The following is a 17,032-nucleotide window of genomic DNA, read 5'->3' as shown; positions in this document are numbered from 1 at the left end:
AGCCCTCTCCCGAGGGAGAGGGAGCTGACCGAGATGTCTGGCGCCATGCATCGACCTGTAAAGTCGAATCGATTATGGATTCCCCAAAGCAAGATCAGGTCGGCGTAACTCGCTAATCCTCCACGGTCAGTCCCCTCTCCCTCTGGGCGGTCCGACGTTTCGGGAGGGTTAGGGTGAGGGGCTTTTGAAGGCGAACCTCAAACCGAAAACTTCGCCACCATGCTGTTCAGATCCACCGCCAACCGCGACAGCTCCTGACTCGCCGCACTCGTCTGATTAGCCCCCGCCGAGGTCTGCATCGCCAGATCACGAATGTTCATCAGATTGCGATCCACCTCCCGCGCCACCGCTGCCTGCTCTTCCGAGGCACTGGCGATCACCAGATTACGCTCGTTGATCAGTGTGAATGCCGAGGCGATCTCTTCAAGTGCAGTCCCGGCAGCCTTGGCCAATTCCAGCGTCGAACGCGCCCGCACATTGCTTTGCTGCATCGAACCGACCGCTGAATCAGTGCCCTGCTGAATGCCGCCAATCATCTGTTCAATCTCTTGCGTCGACTGCTGGGTGCGATGCGCCAAGGCCCGCACCTCATCCGCCACCACGGCAAACCCGCGCCCGGCATCACCGGCCCGTGCAGCCTCGATCGCAGCGTTCAACGCGAGCAGATTGGTTTGTTCGGCAATCGAACGAATCACATCCAATACTTTGCTGATGCCATGAACCTTCTGCGCCAGATCTTCGACCTGCGACGCATTGTTGGTCACGTCTTCGGCGAGCAACTCTATCGACGAAACGGTTTGGCGCACTTGTTCACGGCCATGCTGAGCAATGCGATCGGACTCACGCGAAGCTTGCGAGGTGGCCACCGCATTGCTGGCCACCTCCTCCACCGCAGCGGTCATCTGATTGACCGCAGTAGCGGCCTGCTCGATTTCCAGACTCTGCTGATGCAGCCCGCGCGTGGCGTCTTCCGTGACGCAGCTCAGCTCTTCCGAGGCCGAGGCCAATTGGCTGGAAGACTCGGATATTTGCCGGATAGTGTCGCGCAGGTTGTGCTGCATGCTCTTGAGCGCATGAAGCAGTCGCGCTGGTTCGTCCTTGCCGCTGATGCTGATATCACCGGTCAGGTCCCCACCCGCCACCACCTCGGCGACACCCAACGACTGCGCCAGCGGCAGCACAATGCTGCGCGTCAGCAGCAGGGCGAGGCCGATGGTGATCAGCGCGGTCACGCCGATCATCACCCCGACCCACACCCGCGAATTGATAAACACCAGTCGCGCCGCTTCAGTGGCGAGATTGGCATTGTGTTTATTCAGTTCGACCAGCTCGCGCAGCAGCACCGCGATTTCGTCGGCCAGCGGACTCATCTGGCCGTTGAGAATGGTCGCGGCTTCTTCCACGCGATTCTGCGCAGATAACTGCATGACCTGCGCCTGAAACTCCAGGTACTGATGCTCGGCAACCTTGAAGCGATCAAACAGCTTGCGCTCTTCGGGCAGCACGATCAGCACGTCGTAACGCTGCTGAGCCTCACTCAGCACCCCACGCAGCTCATTGAGTTTGACGACATTCTGCTCCAGCGCCTGCGGATCGCGATTGAGCAACAGGCGCATGGTCAATGCGCGCAGGCGCAGCATGTCCTGACTCATCTCACCGACCGCCATGACGCTGGGCAGCCAATTGTTATCGACCTCGTCAGATTGGGCGCGCATGTTCGACATTTGCAGCAAAGCGAACGCCCCGAGGGCAAACACCATCAGCGCCAACAGCCCAAAACCGAGGCCGGCGCGCGGGGCAATATTGAGACTACGGATACTCATTGCTCTGGTTCCTTCCAAAAGCGCTGCATCAACCCTGCAGCTGGTTGCTTTAGAAGGTATCGGCCCGGCGAAAATTTGCGTAAGACCAAAACGTGATATCAAAAGGCCTTAATACTCCGAACCGTGGGCATTAACGATTCAGCGCGGTTTTGCCGGACTTGAGCACCGTTCGCGGCAAGATCGCCAGGAAATTATCCCGAGCGACTTTTTTCGCAACGTCCTCGGGCAAGGCATCAAGGAACGGCTTGAAGCTATGCATTTCCTCACCGAGCTTGTTGAAACGCCCTACCACGTCCGAGCCAAGCATGAAGCGGTCCGGGTACTTCTCGACCAGCGCCAGCCATTCCGGGCGCGGCTTGCCCTGCTCGTCCAGCAGATACGGCGTGAGCATGCTCCACGACAAATCAATGAACAAATTGGGGTAAGCCTCGAGCATGCGCGTCAGGGTCGGCAGCAAAAACGGCAACTGTGTCTGATGCCGATGAATTTCAGCACTGGTGCCTGCGTGTGCCCAGATAAATCGCGTGTGTGGGTGATTACGCAGCGGCTCTTCGACTTCCTTCAGATACAGCGGATTCTTCTCACGCTTGGAGGTGATATTGGAATGCAGCATCACCGGCAGATCGTTCTCGGCGGCGAGATGATAGATCTTGGTCATCGCCTCGTTGTTGGCCCGCGGCGTGTCGCCGGACGTCAGCGCCGTGAGGTCGTCATGCCGGGTGAACACCTCGCCGATGCCCTGCCACAGCCCCGGATACAGATCGAGCATGCGCTGGATGTGTGCGGCAGAGTTCTTGTCGTTGGGGTTGAAGCCCGACAGAAACGGATGAAAGTACGGCCGCTGCTCGGCGCTCAGCTTTTGCACGGCGTCGGCGACAATCACGTCGGTCGCACTGTACCAATAGGCATCAGCGTCATCGCCAGCGTAGTAGCGCGGACGCTTGGGTTCGTCCTCATGCCATTTTTTCGCCACCGGAATGCCAGAAATCATCACATGCTCGACGGAACCGTTCTTCATCGCCGTCAGCAGTTTCGCCATGCCTGCGCTTTCCTGGAAAAAATCCACGTAATGCAGGTGCGCATCGCTGTAGGTGTATTCGCGGGCGCTGACGTTGCCGGCAAGCAGCAGAAGACAGGCAAGACTCAAACGATACAGGGACACAAGTAATCTCCGGCAAGTAGGCATAGCCTAGACCCCGCCCTGACGACAAGGGTTCATCCCGCAGGAAAGTGGAACGCGTGCCAGTGGGAATGCTCTATAACTGCAAGGTCTTTTTTGATCGAACGACTTTTCCTACTGCCAGTGAGGTTCCCATGACCGTTACCGTCAATACCGTCTCCGCTGAAGGTTTTCGTCACACCGTACAGATTGATGACCACGAACTGTTTGCCGACGTGCCGAAATCCGCCGGCGGCGAAGGCTCGGCGCCTGAGCCGCACGACTATTTCGATGCCGCCCTCGGCGCCTGCAAAGCGCTGACCCTGAAGATGTACGCGAAGAAGAAAGACATTCCGCTGACCGGCGTCGGGGTCGACGTCAAACGCGACAACAGCGAAGAACAAAAAGGCAAATACGTCCTGCACGTCACCCTCACCCTCAAAGGCGTACTCACCGATGCCCAGCGTGAGGAACTGCTGCGCGTCGCCGACCGCTGCCCGATCCATAAACTGATGACCACAACCGACGTCAGCATCGAAACCCACGCCCCGCAAGGCTTCGACAGCCAGTAATCCTCCTCATGCCAGCGGCGGGTTATGCTTCTGGCATCACCCGCTCAGCCTGGAATGCACCATGGACACGCAACCTCTGATCATCCGCCCGCGCGCCGAAGACGTCGAAGGCCAGCCGATTCTGCGCCCGCTGCCGTCAGCCAAATGCCGCAGCGTCGGGCCTTTCGTGTTTTTTGATCACATGCTCGAGACGGTTTATCCGACGGGCAAAGGCATGAACATCCGACAGCACCCGCACATTGGTCTGTCGACGCTCACGTATCTGTTCGAAGGACAGATCCAGCACAAGGACAGCCTTGGCTCGGATCAGGTGGTCAGCGCTGGCGATGTCAGCTGGATGACTGCCGGTAGCGCGATTGCTCACGTTGAACGCACGCCTGAGCCGTTGTGGGACAAAAGCTTCACCATGCACGGTTTGCAGATCTGGCTGGCGTCGCCCAAGGATCACGAGCAAGGCCCGGGGCATTACAGCCATCACCCGGCAGCGACGTTGCCGGTCAGCGATAACCTCGGTGTACAGATCCGGATGATTGCCGGGTCAGGCTTTTGCCTGGAATCGCCGGTGCCGGTGCTTTCTCCTACGTTGTATGCGGAAGTGCAGATGCAAACGGCGACCACGTTGCTGATTCCGACCGAGCATGAAGAGCGGGCGGTTTATGTGCTGAGTGGGGATGCGCAACTGAACGGTGAAGCGCTTGAACCGCATGCGCTGGCGGTATTGCCGGCCGGGGAAGAGATGAGTCTGTTTGCCGAGAGTGATGTTCACGCCGTGGTGTTTGGCGGCGCGCCGCTGGACGGGCCTCGGCGGATCAACTGGAATTTTGTGGCGAGCGATCCGGCGGCGATCGATGAAGCGCGGCGCAAGTGGGCGACCGGGGACTGGCCGACGGTGCCAGGGGAAGTTGAGCGGATCGAGTTGCCGCGCTGAAAAGCCACCCTCACCCCAGCCCTCCCGAAACGTCGGACCGCCCGGAGGGTGAGGGAGCCGACCGAGGTGTGTTAAGTCATCCATCGACCTGATATATAGCGTCGATTATAGGTTCAGCTAAACACAGCAGACGATTTCGGATTCACATAAGCATTTTCAGGTCGGCGGACCTCTGAAATATCCCCCAATCAGTCCCCTCTCCCTTTGGGAGAGGGTTAGGGTGAGGGGCTTTTGCTTTTCAGGCTTTTAGCCCTTGAACACTTCATCCAGCAAATCATGCATCGACTTGAACGCACGCTTGGCGGTCTTCGCGTCGTACATCATCTTGCCCGGCACATTGGCATGCGGATCGGTAAAGGAGTGCACCGCACCGCCGTAGCTCAGCAGTTGCCAGTCCACTTTCGCCGCGTTCATCTCGTCTTCAAACGCCGGCAACTGTTCTTTCGGCACCAACGGGTCAGAAGCACCGTGCATCACCAATACCGAACCCTTGATATTCTGCGCATCGGCAGGATTCGGCGAATCCAGCGTACCGTGGAACGACACCGCAGCCTTCACCGCCGCGCCAGTGCGCGCCAGATCCAGCGCACAGCAACCGCCAAAGCAGAAACCGAACACCGCCAGTTTCGACGTATCGACCGCTGCTTCGCCCTGCTTCTGCAATTGCTCGAACGCCGCTTGCATACGTTTGCGCAGCAGCGCGCGATCATCCTTCAACGGCATCATCGCCGAGCCAGCCTGATCAGCGTTTTGCGGACGCACCGCCTGACCGTAGACATCCGCAATCAACACCACGTAGCCCTTGGCCGCGACCGATTTGGCGATTTCTTCTGCAGCGGCGCTGACGCCCATCCAGTTCGGCGCCATCAACAAACCCGGAAGCGCGCCGTTGTGCTCGGCGTCGAATGCCAAACGACCTTCATAAGGCTGGCCGTCGATCTGATAGACCACGGAACGTACAGTGACTTGGCTCATTTCTGACTCCTGATTGGTTAAACACCAGAATGAAAAAACCCGCCGAAGCGGGTTTTTCTACGACTTGGTTAAACCGACAGCTCAACCAGCAGCTTGTTCAGACGGCGCACATAGGCGGCCGGATCCTTCAAGCTGTCGCCGGCAGCCAGGGCTGCCTGATCAAAGAGGATGTGCGACAGGTCGCCAAAACGCTCTTCGCTCTGCTCGCCATCGAGTTTCTCGATCAGCGGGTGGCTTGGGTTGAATTCGAAGATCGGCTTCGAATCCGGCACTTTCTGTCCGCTGGCTTCGAGGATCTGACGCATTTGCAGACCCAGATCCTGTTCGCCGATGGCCAGAATGGCCGGCGAATCGGTCAGACGATGCGAAACCCGTACTTCAGCCACGGAATCGCCCAGCGCAGTTTTCAGACGCTCGACCAGACCTTCTTTGGACTTGGCGACTTCTTCTGCGGCTTTCTTGTCCTCTTCCGAGTCCAGGTTGCCCAGATCGAGGTCACCACGTGCCACGTCGACAAAGGTCTTGCCGTCGAACTCGCTGAGGTAGCTCATCAGCCACTCGTCGATACGGTCGGTCAGCAGCAGCACTTCGATGCCTTTCTTGCGGAAGACTTCCAGGTGCGGGCTGTTTTTAACCTGCGCGTAGGTTTCGCCGGTGAGGTAGTAGATCTTGTCCTGACCTTCCTTGGCGCGGGCCAGGTAGTCGGCCAGACCGACGATCTGCTCGCCGTCGTCGCCATTGGTCGATGCGAAACGCAGCAGACCGGCAATTTTTTCCTTGTTGGCGAAGTCTTCTGCCGGGCCTTCTTTCATGACCTGACCGAAATTCTTCCAGAAGCCCTTGTATTGCTCAGGCTCGTTCTTCGCCAGTTTTTCCAGCATGTCGAGCACGCGCTTGGTCAGCGCGGTCTTCATCGAATCGATAATCGGGTCTTTCTGCAGAATTTCCCGCGACACGTTCAGCGACAGGTCGTTGGAGTCGACCACGCCTTTGATGAAGCGCAGGTACAGCGGCAGGAACGACTCGGCCTGATCCATGACGAACACGCGTTGCACGTACAGCTTCAGGCCTTTCGGCGCTTCACGCTGGTACAGGTCGAACGGTGCGCGGGCCGGCACGTACAGCAGCGAGCTGTATTCGAGCTTGCCTTCGACTTTGTTGTGGCTCCAGGCCAGCGGGTTTTCAAAGTCGTGCGCGATGTGCTTGTAGAACTCCTGGTATTCCTCGTCCTTCACTTCAGTGCGCGGACGGGTCCACAGAGCGCTGGCGCGGTTGACGGTTTCCCATTCAACGGCCGGAGCCTCTTCGCCTTCGGCAGCTGCCGCTTCTTTCGGCAGCTCGATCGGCAAAGCGATGTGGTCGGAATACTTCTTGATGATGTTGCGCAGACGCCAGCCATCGGCGAATTCGTCTTCGGCGGCTTTCAGGTGCAGGACGATACGGGTGCCGCGCTCTGGCTTGTCGATGGTGGCGACTTCGAACTCGCCCTCGCCTTTCGACGACCAGTGCACGCCTTCGCTGGCCGGGGTGCCGGCGCGACGGCTGTACACGTCAACCTGGTCGGCAACGATAAAGGCAGAGTAGAAGCCCACACCGAACTGGCCGATCAAGTGCGAATCTTTCTTCTGATCGCCAGAAAGATTCTTCATGAAATCGGCAGTGCCGGATTTGGCGATGGTCCCCAGGTGGGTGATCACATCGTCACGGTTCATGCCGATACCGTTGTCTTCGAGGGTGACGGTCTTGGCGTCCTTGTCGAAACTCACACGGATTTTCAGGTCAGCGCCGCCTTCAAGCAGCTCTGGCTTGGCCAGGGCTTCGAAGCGCAGTTTGTCGACAGCGTCAGAGGCGTTCGAGATCAATTCGCGAAGGAAAATTTCCTTGTTGGAATACAGCGAATGGATCATGAGGTGCAGCAGCTGCTTTACCTCGGTCTGGAAGCCCAGGGTTTCCTTTTGAGTTTCCACACTCATGGTCATCAAACTCCAATCAGATGGCAGTGGCCGCGACCCGAAATGGTCGGCGGCGGGTTGTCTTGTGAGTTTGGGGCGCTGTTCAGGATTTCAAGGGCTCATCGATTTTGAAGTGCGCGCGAGCGGTGGCAATCGGTTCGCTTTCGGTACTTTGCCAGGCGGTGATGGCGACGTTGGCTACACGCCGGCCCTGGCGACACACCTGACATTTGGCCCAAGTGTCGCGAAACTGCCCGGCGCGTAGGTAATCGAGAGAGAAGTCGATGATCTTCGGCACCCCGGGCGCACCGGTGAATATCAACAGATGCAGGGCGGCGGCCAGCTCCATGAACCCGGCGATCACCCCGCCATGGATTGCCGGCAATAAAGGGTTACCAATGTTGTCCTTGTTCGCAGGAAGCTTGAACAGCAATTCATCGCCGACGCGTGAGCATTCGATGCCGATCAGCCCGGCGTAGGGAATCAACTGCAACAGCGGCGCGTAATCGCCCTGCGCGTGAGCCTTGAGCAATTGCTGCTTGAGGTCATCGCTCATTGCCCTTCTCCCTTTATTACACCGCCAAAGCCTTTTGTGCCTTTGAGGGCCTTGCCCATGCGCATGAACGTACCGACCACATGGGCGATCGGCTGCTCGGGATCGTCCTGATAGGCGAAACCGCGAGCGAAGATCACGTCGGTGGTCACCCGGTAGCACTGAGCGAAGCCATACACATCTTTATCGGGTTCGGCGGCATGCATGTAGTCGATGCGCAGGTCGAGCGTCGGGCAGACCTCGAATTCCGGCAAAACGCACAGCGTGGACATTCCGCAGGCGGTGTCCATCAACGAAGTGATTGCGCCGCCGTGGATCACGCCGGTCTGTGGATTACCTACGATTTTCGTGCTGTACGGAAGGATCACCGTAAGCCCTTCGCTGGACGCGCTGTGCACGCGCAATCCGAGTACCTGACAGTGTCGCAGCGCGGAGAGAAACCGCGTCGCGCGCTCAAAAACGGGGTTTCCATCCATTTGATAATTACTCTCGTTAGAGCCTTTTGCCAGTAGTAAGCAATACAGCAAAAGTTCCGTGTAAAAACAAACTTATATATCTGAAAGAAATGAGGAACTTAACCTGTAGCGCCGAGTTCTTAAGGCCAGTAGTTATTTTCCATAAGGAGAAACACCCCATGCGTAAGACTTTTGCTATTGCCTTGATGTTGACCGCTTCCCTCGGTCTCGCTGCCTGCGATAAAAAATCCGAGGACAAAGCTCAAGATGCCAACCAACATGCTGAACAAGCTCAGCAAGACATGAACAAAGCTCAGGATAAAGTGAACGACGCTGCGAAAGAAAACGCCGAAGCTGCCAAAGCTCAGGCTGAATCGAACGCTGCTGCACAAGAAGAAGCTGCCAAGAAGCAATAATTCGCTTTTTGCTGCAGAAAAAAGAAAACCCGCCAAGTGCGGGTTTTCTTTTGCCTGTCATCTAGCGCCAGGCTCGTCTTAGAGCAAGACAGTTCTAAAAGTCGGACTAATCATCAGTAGCAACGAGCACAGTACGCCAACTACCCAAACCAGGCTGCGCAGCTTGGGTTGGTCGGCCAGATAGAGCCACACATAGAGAATCCGCGCGATAACAAAAACGATCGCCAATGTATCGATCAGCCATCCTGCCGTCTGAGTGGTGTGCGCCATCAACACGCCGACCGCGAACAACATGAACGCTTCAATCGTATTCTGATGCGCCGCCAGCGCCCGCGCGCCGTAGCCGGTCAGTTGCGCCTGTTGCTGACGCGGCAGGTGGTTGTTGTAACCGCCCTGCTCTTTCATCGCCTTGCCCACCGGCATACGCGCGATATAAATCAACAGCGCAGTGATAAACACACACCAGAACGGAATACTCATCAAGCGACCTCTTTGTTTGTCTCGGGAATGGGAGCTTCTGTAGGGGTATAGACCATGACATCGAGAACGTCGGAATGAAACTCGCGGCGGTACAAGACCAACACCACCCCGGCGCTCATCAGCATGAACAGCCACGGGCTGACGAACCACGCCAGCATGGTCATGCCGAAGTAGTAAGAGCGCAGCCCGAAGTTGAACTGGTTCGCCGCCATCGAAATCACCCGCGCCGCCCGCGCCGCGAACGCCTTGCGCTCCTGTTCGGAGACATGTCGCTCACCGATCATTGGCGCCGACCCGACCAAAACCGCCGCAAAATTGTACTGACGCATACACCAGCTAAAGGTGAAGAAGGCGTAGACGAACACCATCGCCAGACACAGCAACTTGATTTCCGACATGCCCTGCGATGCCTGCTGCACCATCGGGATGTCAGCCAGCAACGACACCGCCCGCTCCGAGGCACCAAGCACGGTGAGAATGCCGGCGAGGATGATCAATGTGCTGGAGGCGAAGAACGAGGCGTTGCGTTCAAGATTACCAATTACGCTGGCGTCGGCGATACGGTTGTCACGCAACAGCATGCGGCGCATCCAGTCTTCGCGGTACAGGTGCAGCACGCTGGCCAGACACGCTGTATCGCGGCCTTTCCAGGAGGCATAACGGGTATAACCACCCCAGCAGATGACAAACCAGATGGCGGCGAGCAAGTGAATCAGGTTGGCTTGGATGAACGACATGCAATTCCCTGTGGATATAGATGCTGTACCTGTAGGAGTGAGCCTGCTCGCGATAGCGGTGTGTCAATCACCATTGAAGTTGCCTGACACACCGCTATCGCGAGCAGGCGAAGGCCTACATAAAAGCGATGCAACCCTTCGACGTTAGCTCAGGGAAAAAGACACTGCCTGACGCGCATAAAAAATGCCCCGTATCGATTGATACGGGGCATTTCTGTTTAAGCGTTGAAGACCCGCTTATGGCGGGTCAGGCAACGTCAGGCAACCGCTTCGCTGCGCTTGCCCAGCATGCGATCGCAAACCACTGCAACCACCAGCGTCATCACACACGGCACCAACCAGGCCAGACCCTGCTCGCTCAGTGGCAGGTGCGACAACTGCGATGGCATCCAGCCGGCCAGACCGGCGCCTTTCAACGCGTCGATGGTGCCGAAGATGAACGACACCAGCATCACCGGACCAAGAATGCGGCCGTGTTCATGCCAGAAGTCTTTGCAGAAGCTCAGCGCGACCAAAACGATGCACGGCGGATAGATTGCGGTCAGCACAGGAATCGAGAACGCAATCAGCTTGGTCAGGCCCAGGTTGGACACCAGCAGCGAGAATGCCGCCAGAATGATCACCAGGGTCTTGTAGGACAGTGGCAGCACACGGCTGAAGTATTCGGCACACGCACAAGTCAGACCGACCGCCGTCACCAGACACGCCAGCGAGATCAGCACTGCGAGGAAACCGCTGCCCAGCGAACCGAAGGTGTGTTGCACATACGCGTGCAATACCGCCGCGCCATTGGTCGCGCCCGCTGCTACTTCGTGGCTGCCGGAACCAAGGCGGAACAGGCTGACATACACCAGCGCCAGACCGACACCGGCAATCAGGCCAGCGATGATCGCGTAACGGGTGATCAGCGCCGGCGACTCGACGCCACGGGAGCGGATCGCGTTAACGATGACGATGCCGAACACCAGCGCGCCGAGGGTATCCATGGTCAGGTAACCATTGATAAAGCCTTGGGAGAACGGTGCCGCCACATACTCAGGCGTGCCGTGACCGATATCACCCGCCGGCAAGGCGAATGCAGCGATGCCGAGCACTGCCAGTGCGATGATTTTCAGCGGCGCGAGGAAGCGGCCAACGGTGTCCAGCAAACGCCCAGGGTAGAGCGAGATGAAGAACACCAGCAGGAAGTACACCGAGCTGTAGAGGAACAGTGCCAACGGGCTTTCGCCGGTCAGCGGCGCCAAGCCTACTTCAAACGATACGGTCGCAGTACGCGGGGTGGCGAACAACGGGCCGACCGCCAGGTAGCACGCAGCCGCGAGAATGCCGCCAGCGATCTTGCCGATCGGGCTGCTCAGCGCATCCATTGCCCCACCGACCTTGGCCAATGCAACGACGGTGATCACCGGCAGACCCACCGCGGTGATCAGGAAGCCCAGCGCGGCCATCCAGACGTGAGGTCCGGCCTGCAAGCCAACGATCGGCGGGAAAATGATGTTGCCAGCCCCAACGAACAGGGCAAATGTCATAAAGCCAAGTGCCAGGATGTCCTGACCTTTCAAAACTTTCATTAAGGTAATACCACACTACTGAATCGGAATTTAGAGGGGGATTGCCCTGTGTAATTAGGGAAATGCTGTCGATCCGTATGGGACTGACCCTTAAAGCGCGTTGCATGCCTTGTGGGCGGCAGACGCAAAAATGGCTGCTAGCCTAACGAATTTGGCCTGCAAACGCACTGTTAGAGGGCGAACTATCCGATACGCGACGTTTCTGTGTCGCGTTTACGTATCTATTTTTCGTTGGTACGGCAAAGATCAAAAGATCGCAGCCTTCGGCAGCTCCTACAGGGGATCGCAATTCTCTGTAGGAGCTGCCGAAGGCTGCGATCTTTTGATCTTCCAAATTGCAGAAACAACAAAGGCCACCCGAAGGTGGCCTTTGTCAGCAGAGTTGCAAGCTAAGCGCGAGGCTTACTTGACAGCCCAACCGGTCAGCTCGGCCAGGGCCTTGCCGATGTCTGCCAGCGAACGCACGGTTTTCACGCCTGCGTCTTGCAGCGCAGCGAATTTCTCGTCTGCAGTGCCTTTGCCGCCAGAGATGATTGCGCCAGCATGGCCCATGCGCTTGCCCGGAGGAGCAGTCACACCAGCGATGTAGGAAACAACCGGCTTGGTCACGTGTGCCTTGATGTAGGCAGCCGCTTCTTCTTCAGCCGAACCGCCGATCTCACCGATCATTACGATCGCTTCGGTCTTCGGGTCTTCCTGGAACAGCTTCAGGATGTCGATGAAGTTCGAACCCGGGATCGGGTCACCACCGATGCCGACGCAAGTCGACTGACCGAAACCGGCGTCAGTAGTCTGCTTCACAGCTTCGTAGGTCAGGGTGCCGGAACGGGAAACGATACCGACCTTGCCTGGCAAGTGAATGTGACCTGGCATGATGCCGATCTTGCATTCGCCTGGAGTGATCACGCCTGGGCAGTTAGGGCCGATCAGGACTACGCCCAGCTCGTCGCACTTAACTTTAGCGTCCAGCATGTCCAGGGTAGGAATGCCTTCGGTGATGCAGACGATCAGCTTGATGCCGCCGAATGCCGCTTCCAGGATCGAATCTTTGCAGAAAGGAGCCGGAACGTAGATCACGCTGGCGGTAGCGCCAGTGGCCGCTACTGCGTCTTTAACGGTGTTGAACACTGGCAGACCCAGGTGCTCGGTGCCGCCTTTGCCAGGAGTAACGCCACCAACCATTTTGGTGCCGTATTCGATGGCTTGCTGGGTGTGGAAACTACCTTGCGAACCGGTAATACCCTGGCAGATAACTTTGGTGTCTTTATTGATCAGGACGCTCATTATTTGCCCTCCGCAGCTTTGACAACTTGTTGAGCAGCGTCGGTCAGGCTGGTAGCAGCGATGATGTTCAAACCGCTTTCTGCCAGTACTTTAGCGCCCAGCTCAGCGTTGTTGCCTTCAAGGCGAACAACAACCGGGATTTTCACGCCGACTTCTTTCACAGCGCCGATGATGCCTTCGGCAATCATGTCGCAGCGAACGATGCCGCCGAAGATGTTGACCAGTACTGCAGCGACGTTGGTGTCGGACAGGATGATCTTGAACGCTTCAGTTACGCGTTCTTTGGTAGCGCCACCACCTACGTCGAGGAAGTTGGCTGGCTTGCCGCCATGCAGGTTGACGATGTCCATGGTACCCATGGCCAGGCCAGCACCGTTGACCATGCAGCCGATGTTGCCTTCCAGTGCTACGTAGTTCAGTTCGAACTTGGCAGCGTGCGCTTCGCGCGGATCGTCTTGCGACGGATCGTGGAAAGTCTTCAGCTTAGGCTGACGGTACATTGCGTTGGCGTCGATGTTGATCTTGGCGTCCAGGCAGTGCAGATCGCCGTCAGCCTTGATCACCAGCGGGTTCACTTCCAGCAGAGCCAGGTCGTGATCCTTGAACAGCTTGGCCAGACCTACGAAGATCTTGGCGAACTGAGCAACCTGCTTGCCTTCCAGACCCAGCTGGAATGCCAGCTCGCGACCCTGGAATGGCTGAGCGCCAACCAGTGGATCGATAGTGGCCTTGAGAATTTTTTCTGGAGTGTCGTGAGCGATTTTCTCGATGTCCACGCCACCTTCGGTGGAAGCCATGAACACGATGCGACGGCTCGAACGGTCAACGACAGCGCCCAGGTACAGCTCTTTAGCGATATCAGTGCACGATTCAACCAGGATCTTGGTGACTGGCTGGCCATTGGCGTCAGTCTGGTAAGTCACCAGACGCTTGCCCAGCCACTGCTGTGCGAAGGCTTTGGCGTCTTCTTTGCTGCGAACCAGCTTGACGCCGCCCGCTTTACCGCGACCACCGGCGTGGACCTGGGCTTTGACAACCCACTCACTGCCGCCGATTTTGTCGCAAGCTTCTGCTGCTGCTTCCGGGGTGTCTACTGCGTAACCAGTGGAAACTGGCAGGCCGTATTCAGCGAACAGCTGCTTACCCTGATACTCGTGAAGATTCATGCTTTTTACCGTCTTCGTTAGGTACTGCGCATTCGGCGCTGCGCTCGTTTGAGTGCCGCGCCACCTGTGACTGCTGCTTGCGTAGCCTTTCCGGATAACCGGTGCAGCTACGCAAGACTGCGTCCAGCGGACATTCCGCGGTGAGACTTGCTCGCAAGGCTCACGACGGGCCGTTACCGCCGTGGTTTCTTATTGTCTGTTAACGCTTTTTGCGGTTGGCAATGTGGATGGCGCCGCCATTCACAGCCAGAGCAGCTTCGTGCAAGGCTTCAGACAGGGTCGGATGGGAGAAAACCATCATGCCCAGGTCTTCAGCGCTGGTGCCGAATTCCATACCGATCGCGCCCTGCTGAACCAGTTCTGCAGCGCTCGGGCCAATCACGTGCACGCCCAATACGCGGTCAGTCTTGGCATCAGCGATGACCTTGACGAAACCACCGGTATCGTTGGCGGCCATGGCACGGCCGGAAGCGGCGAACGGGAAGGTGCCGACGTTAACTTCAACGCCTTCAGCTTTCAAGGCCTGCTCGGTTTTGCCAACCCACGCGATTTCCGGGTGAGTATAAATAACCGAAGGGATCAGGTCATAGTTCATCTGGGCTTTGTGGCCCTTGATGCGCTCGACAACCATGATGCCTTCTTCGGATGCCTTGTGCGCCAGCATCATGCCGCGAACCACGTCACCGATGGCGAAAACGCCCGGTACGGTGGTCGCGCAGTGATCGTCAACGTGCACGAAACCGCGCTCGTCGAGGGTCACGCCGCTGTCGGCAGCCAGCAGATCAGTGGTCACCGGACGGCGACCAACGGCTACGATCAACTTATCGAACGTGATGGTCTGCTCGCCGTTGGCATCGGTGTAGTTCACAACGACTTCGTCGCCATTCACTTTCGAGCCGGTTACGCGAGCGCCCAGTTTGATGTCCAGACCTTGTTTGGTCAGGGTTTTCAGCGCTTCCTTGGAAACAGCGGTGTCCGCAGCCATCAGGAAGGTGTCCAGAGCTTCGAGGACAACCACTTCCGAACCCAGACGCGACCACACCGAACCCAGTTCCAGACCGATCACGCCAGCGCCGATCACGCCCAGACGCTTAGGTACGGATTGGAATTCCAGAGCGCCAGTCGAATCGACGATGACTTTCTGATCAACCGGAGCTGGTGGAATGTCGATCGGACGCGAACCTGGAGCCAGGATGACGTTTTCAGCTTCGATGACTTCAACCGAGCCGTCTGGCTTGGTGACTTCGACCTTCTTGCCAGCCAGCAGTTTGCCGTGGCCCTGGATCGAAGTAACGCCGTTGGCCTTGAACAGGGTGGCAACGCCGCCGGTCAGGTTCTTGACGATGCCAGCCTTGCGGCCAACCATCGCAGCGACGTCCATTTTGACTTCGCCAGTCGAGATACCGTGAACGTTGAAGCTTTCTTTCGCTTCCTTGTATTTCCAGGAACTGTCGAGCAGCGCCTTGGAAGGAATGCAGCCCACGTTCAGGCAGGTGCCGCCCAGGGCTTGCTTGCCTTCTGCGTCGGTGTACTTCTCGATGCAGGCAGTGGTCAGACCCAGCTGCGCGGCCTTGATGGCAGCCACGTAGCCACCAGGGCCAGCACCGATCACTACTACGTCAAATTTCTGCGACATTCAAAAAATCCTCTTTAGCGAAAAGCTTCAAGCCGCGCGCCCCAAGCCAAGCTGCCCTTTCCTGCAGCTTGAAACTTGAAGCCCGCGACTGCTTCTATCAGATATCCAGCAACAGACGAGCCGGATCTTCCAGCAGGTTCTTGATGGTCACCAGGAAGGTCACAGCTTCTTTGCCATCGATCAGACGGTGATCGTAGGACAGTGCCAGGTACATCATCGGACGGATAACGACCTGACCGTTGATGGCCATAGGACGCTGGATGATGTTGTGCATGCCCAGAATCGCTGCCTGCGGCGGGTTGACGATCGGGGTCGACATCATCGAACCGAAGGTACCACCGTTGGTGATGGTGAAGGTACCACCGGTCATCTCGTCCATCGACAATTTGCCGTCACGGGCTTTCTTGCCGAAAGTGGCGATGCCGCCTTCGATTTCAGCCAGGCTCATCAGCTCGGCGTTACGCAGAACCGGAACAACCAGGCCACGGTCGCTGGAAACGGCAACGCCGATGTCCGCGTAGCCGTGGTAAACGATGTCGCCGCCGTCGATCGACGCGTTGACAGCCGGGAAGCGTTTCAGCGCTTCGGTAGCAGCCTTGACGAAGAACGACATGAAGCCCAGGCGTACGCCGTTGTGGGACTTCTCGAACAGATCCTTGTACTTCGAACGCAGGGCCATGACTTCAGTCATGTCGACTTCGTTGAAAGTGGTCAGCATCGCCATGTTCGACTGTGCTTCAACCAGACGCTTGGCCACGGTGGCACGAACGCGGGTCATCGGTACGCGCTTCTCGATGCGGTCGCCAGCGGCGAACACAGGAGCGGCAGCCGAAGGAGCAGCAGCCTTGGCAGGCGCGGCAGCCGGAGCGGCTTTCTTGGCAGCAACAGCAGCCACCACGTCTTCCTTGGTCACACGACCACCTTTGCCGGTGCCGGCAACGGAAGCGATGTTGATGCCGTTTTCTTCAGCCAGCTTGCGCGCAGCAGGAGCAGCAACAGGATCGTCTTCGCCTTCGCCAGCAGCTGGAGCGGCGGCAGCAGCAGCCGGAGCAGCAGCGGCGGCTGGAGCAGCGGCAGCGCTGCCCTCTTCGATCGAGCCCAGTACCTGGTTGGAAAGAACGGTATCGCCTTCGTTGGCAACGATTGCGCCCAGCACGCCGTCAGCTTCAGCCAGGACTTCGAGTACGACTTTGTCGGTTTCGATGTCGACGATCAGGTCGTCACGCTTGACGGCCTCACCTGGTTTCTTGTGCCAAGTGGCAACGGTGCCATCGGCAACCGATTCCGGGAATGACGGGGCTTTGATTTCGATAGCCATTATCTGT

The 17,032-nt window shown here is 57.7% G+C and carries 16 protein-coding genes; 3 read left to right on the top strand and 13 right to left on the bottom strand.

Translation table 11 applies throughout. The annotated features are described in order from the left end of the window. Positions 1-197 precede the first annotated feature (197 nt). Positions 198-1,823 carry a methyl-accepting chemotaxis protein gene (locus ACZZ0A_RS05020; protein ID WP_095114119.1) on the bottom strand — a complete coding sequence of 542 codons (1,626 nt, stop codon included), beginning with the start codon at positions 1,821-1,823 and terminating at the stop codon, positions 198-200. Positions 1,824-1,953: 130 nt separating this feature from the next. Continuing rightward, on the bottom strand, positions 1,954-3,009 hold the full coding sequence (locus tag ACZZ0A_RS05015) for an amidohydrolase family protein (RefSeq protein ID WP_463542591.1): 1,056 nt from the start codon (positions 3,007-3,009) through the stop codon (positions 1,954-1,956). Positions 3,010-3,137: 128 nt separating this feature from the next. On the opposite strand from ACZZ0A_RS05015, the gene ACZZ0A_RS05010 reads away from it, so the two are divergent. Together ACZZ0A_RS05010 and ACZZ0A_RS05005 are read left to right on the top strand one after the other, a co-directional pair. Further along, positions 3,138-3,554, top strand: a complete 417-nt coding sequence (locus tag ACZZ0A_RS05010; protein ID WP_007919858.1) for an OsmC family protein — start codon at positions 3,138-3,140, stop codon at positions 3,552-3,554. Positions 3,555-3,615: 61 nt separating this feature from the next. Continuing rightward, on the top strand, positions 3,616-4,482 hold the full coding sequence (locus ACZZ0A_RS05005) for a pirin family protein (protein WP_095114121.1): 867 nt from the start codon (positions 3,616-3,618) through the stop codon (positions 4,480-4,482). 246 nt (positions 4,483-4,728) lie between these two features. Here ACZZ0A_RS05005 and ACZZ0A_RS05000 read toward each other — a convergent pair whose 3' ends face one another. The 4 genes from ACZZ0A_RS05000 to ACZZ0A_RS04985 all read right to left on the bottom strand — a co-directional run bounded on the left by ACZZ0A_RS05000 (position 4,729) and on the right by ACZZ0A_RS04985 (position 8,438). Continuing rightward, positions 4,729-5,457 (bottom strand): dienelactone hydrolase family protein, encoded by a 729-nt coding sequence (locus tag ACZZ0A_RS05000; RefSeq protein WP_463542590.1) that lies wholly within the window; start codon positions 5,455-5,457, stop codon positions 4,729-4,731. A gap of 68 nt (positions 5,458-5,525) precedes the next feature. Next, a complete protein-coding gene (gene htpG / locus ACZZ0A_RS04995) occupies positions 5,526-7,430 on the bottom strand; it encodes a molecular chaperone HtpG (RefSeq protein WP_034156253.1) in 1,905 nt (634 codons plus the stop codon). Positions 7,431-7,512: 82 nt separating this feature from the next. Further along, positions 7,513-7,965 (bottom strand): PaaI family thioesterase, encoded by a 453-nt coding sequence (locus ACZZ0A_RS04990; protein WP_007919863.1) that lies wholly within the window; start codon positions 7,963-7,965, stop codon positions 7,513-7,515. Further along, positions 7,962-8,438 (bottom strand): PaaI family thioesterase, encoded by a 477-nt coding sequence (locus tag ACZZ0A_RS04985; protein WP_463542589.1) that lies wholly within the window; start codon positions 8,436-8,438, stop codon positions 7,962-7,964. Before ACZZ0A_RS04985 ends, ACZZ0A_RS04990 begins: the two co-directional genes overlap by 4 nt. 158 nt (positions 8,439-8,596) lie before the next feature. Here ACZZ0A_RS04985 and ACZZ0A_RS04980 point away from each other — a divergent pair, with 158 nt between their 5' ends. After that, positions 8,597-8,833 carry a hypothetical protein gene (locus tag ACZZ0A_RS04980; protein WP_007919867.1) on the top strand — a complete coding sequence of 79 codons (237 nt, stop codon included), beginning with the start codon at positions 8,597-8,599 and terminating at the stop codon, positions 8,831-8,833. A gap of 78 nt (positions 8,834-8,911) precedes the next feature. On the opposite strand, the gene ACZZ0A_RS04975 is transcribed toward ACZZ0A_RS04980, so the two are convergent. The 7 genes from ACZZ0A_RS04975 to odhB all read right to left on the bottom strand — a co-directional run bounded on the left by ACZZ0A_RS04975 (position 8,912) and on the right by odhB (position 17,025). Beyond that, on the bottom strand, positions 8,912-9,313 hold the full coding sequence (locus tag ACZZ0A_RS04975; RefSeq protein WP_463542588.1) for an MAPEG family protein: 402 nt from the start codon (positions 9,311-9,313) through the stop codon (positions 8,912-8,914). Continuing rightward, the gene (locus ACZZ0A_RS04970; RefSeq protein ID WP_007919871.1) at positions 9,313-10,050 is read right to left on the bottom strand and encodes a DUF599 domain-containing protein; all 738 of its coding nucleotides are present in this window, start codon (positions 10,048-10,050) and stop codon (positions 9,313-9,315) included. The genes ACZZ0A_RS04975 and ACZZ0A_RS04970 overlap by 1 nt, the downstream gene beginning before the upstream one ends. A gap of 257 nt (positions 10,051-10,307) precedes the next feature. Beyond that, complete coding sequence (brnQ, locus tag ACZZ0A_RS04965; protein WP_007919876.1) at positions 10,308-11,621, bottom strand: branched-chain amino acid transport system II carrier protein; 1,314 nt, start codon at positions 11,619-11,621, stop codon at positions 10,308-10,310. A gap of 402 nt (positions 11,622-12,023) precedes the next feature. Next, positions 12,024-12,905, bottom strand: coding sequence for a succinate--CoA ligase subunit alpha (gene sucD / locus ACZZ0A_RS04960; RefSeq protein WP_007919877.1), 882 nt, complete (start codon positions 12,903-12,905; stop codon positions 12,024-12,026). After that, positions 12,905-14,071, bottom strand: a complete 1,167-nt coding sequence (gene sucC / locus ACZZ0A_RS04955; protein WP_007919879.1) for an ADP-forming succinate--CoA ligase subunit beta — start codon at positions 14,069-14,071, stop codon at positions 12,905-12,907. Before sucC ends, sucD begins: the two co-directional genes overlap by 1 nt. A 199-nt stretch (positions 14,072-14,270) precedes the next feature. Continuing rightward, a complete protein-coding gene (gene lpdA, locus ACZZ0A_RS04950; protein WP_007919881.1) occupies positions 14,271-15,707 on the bottom strand; it encodes a dihydrolipoyl dehydrogenase in 1,437 nt (478 codons plus the stop codon). Positions 15,708-15,804: 97 nt separating this feature from the next. After that, positions 15,805-17,025 (bottom strand): 2-oxoglutarate dehydrogenase complex dihydrolipoyllysine-residue succinyltransferase, encoded by a 1,221-nt coding sequence (gene odhB, locus ACZZ0A_RS04945; RefSeq protein ID WP_007919883.1) that lies wholly within the window; start codon positions 17,023-17,025, stop codon positions 15,805-15,807. Positions 17,026-17,032: the final 7 nt, after the last annotated feature.

Source organism: Pseudomonas sp. AC242 (genome assembly GCF_979258655.1).
The sequence above is the reverse complement of the archived record's forward strand: the minus strand, read 5'-3'. Positions and strand labels throughout refer to the sequence as shown.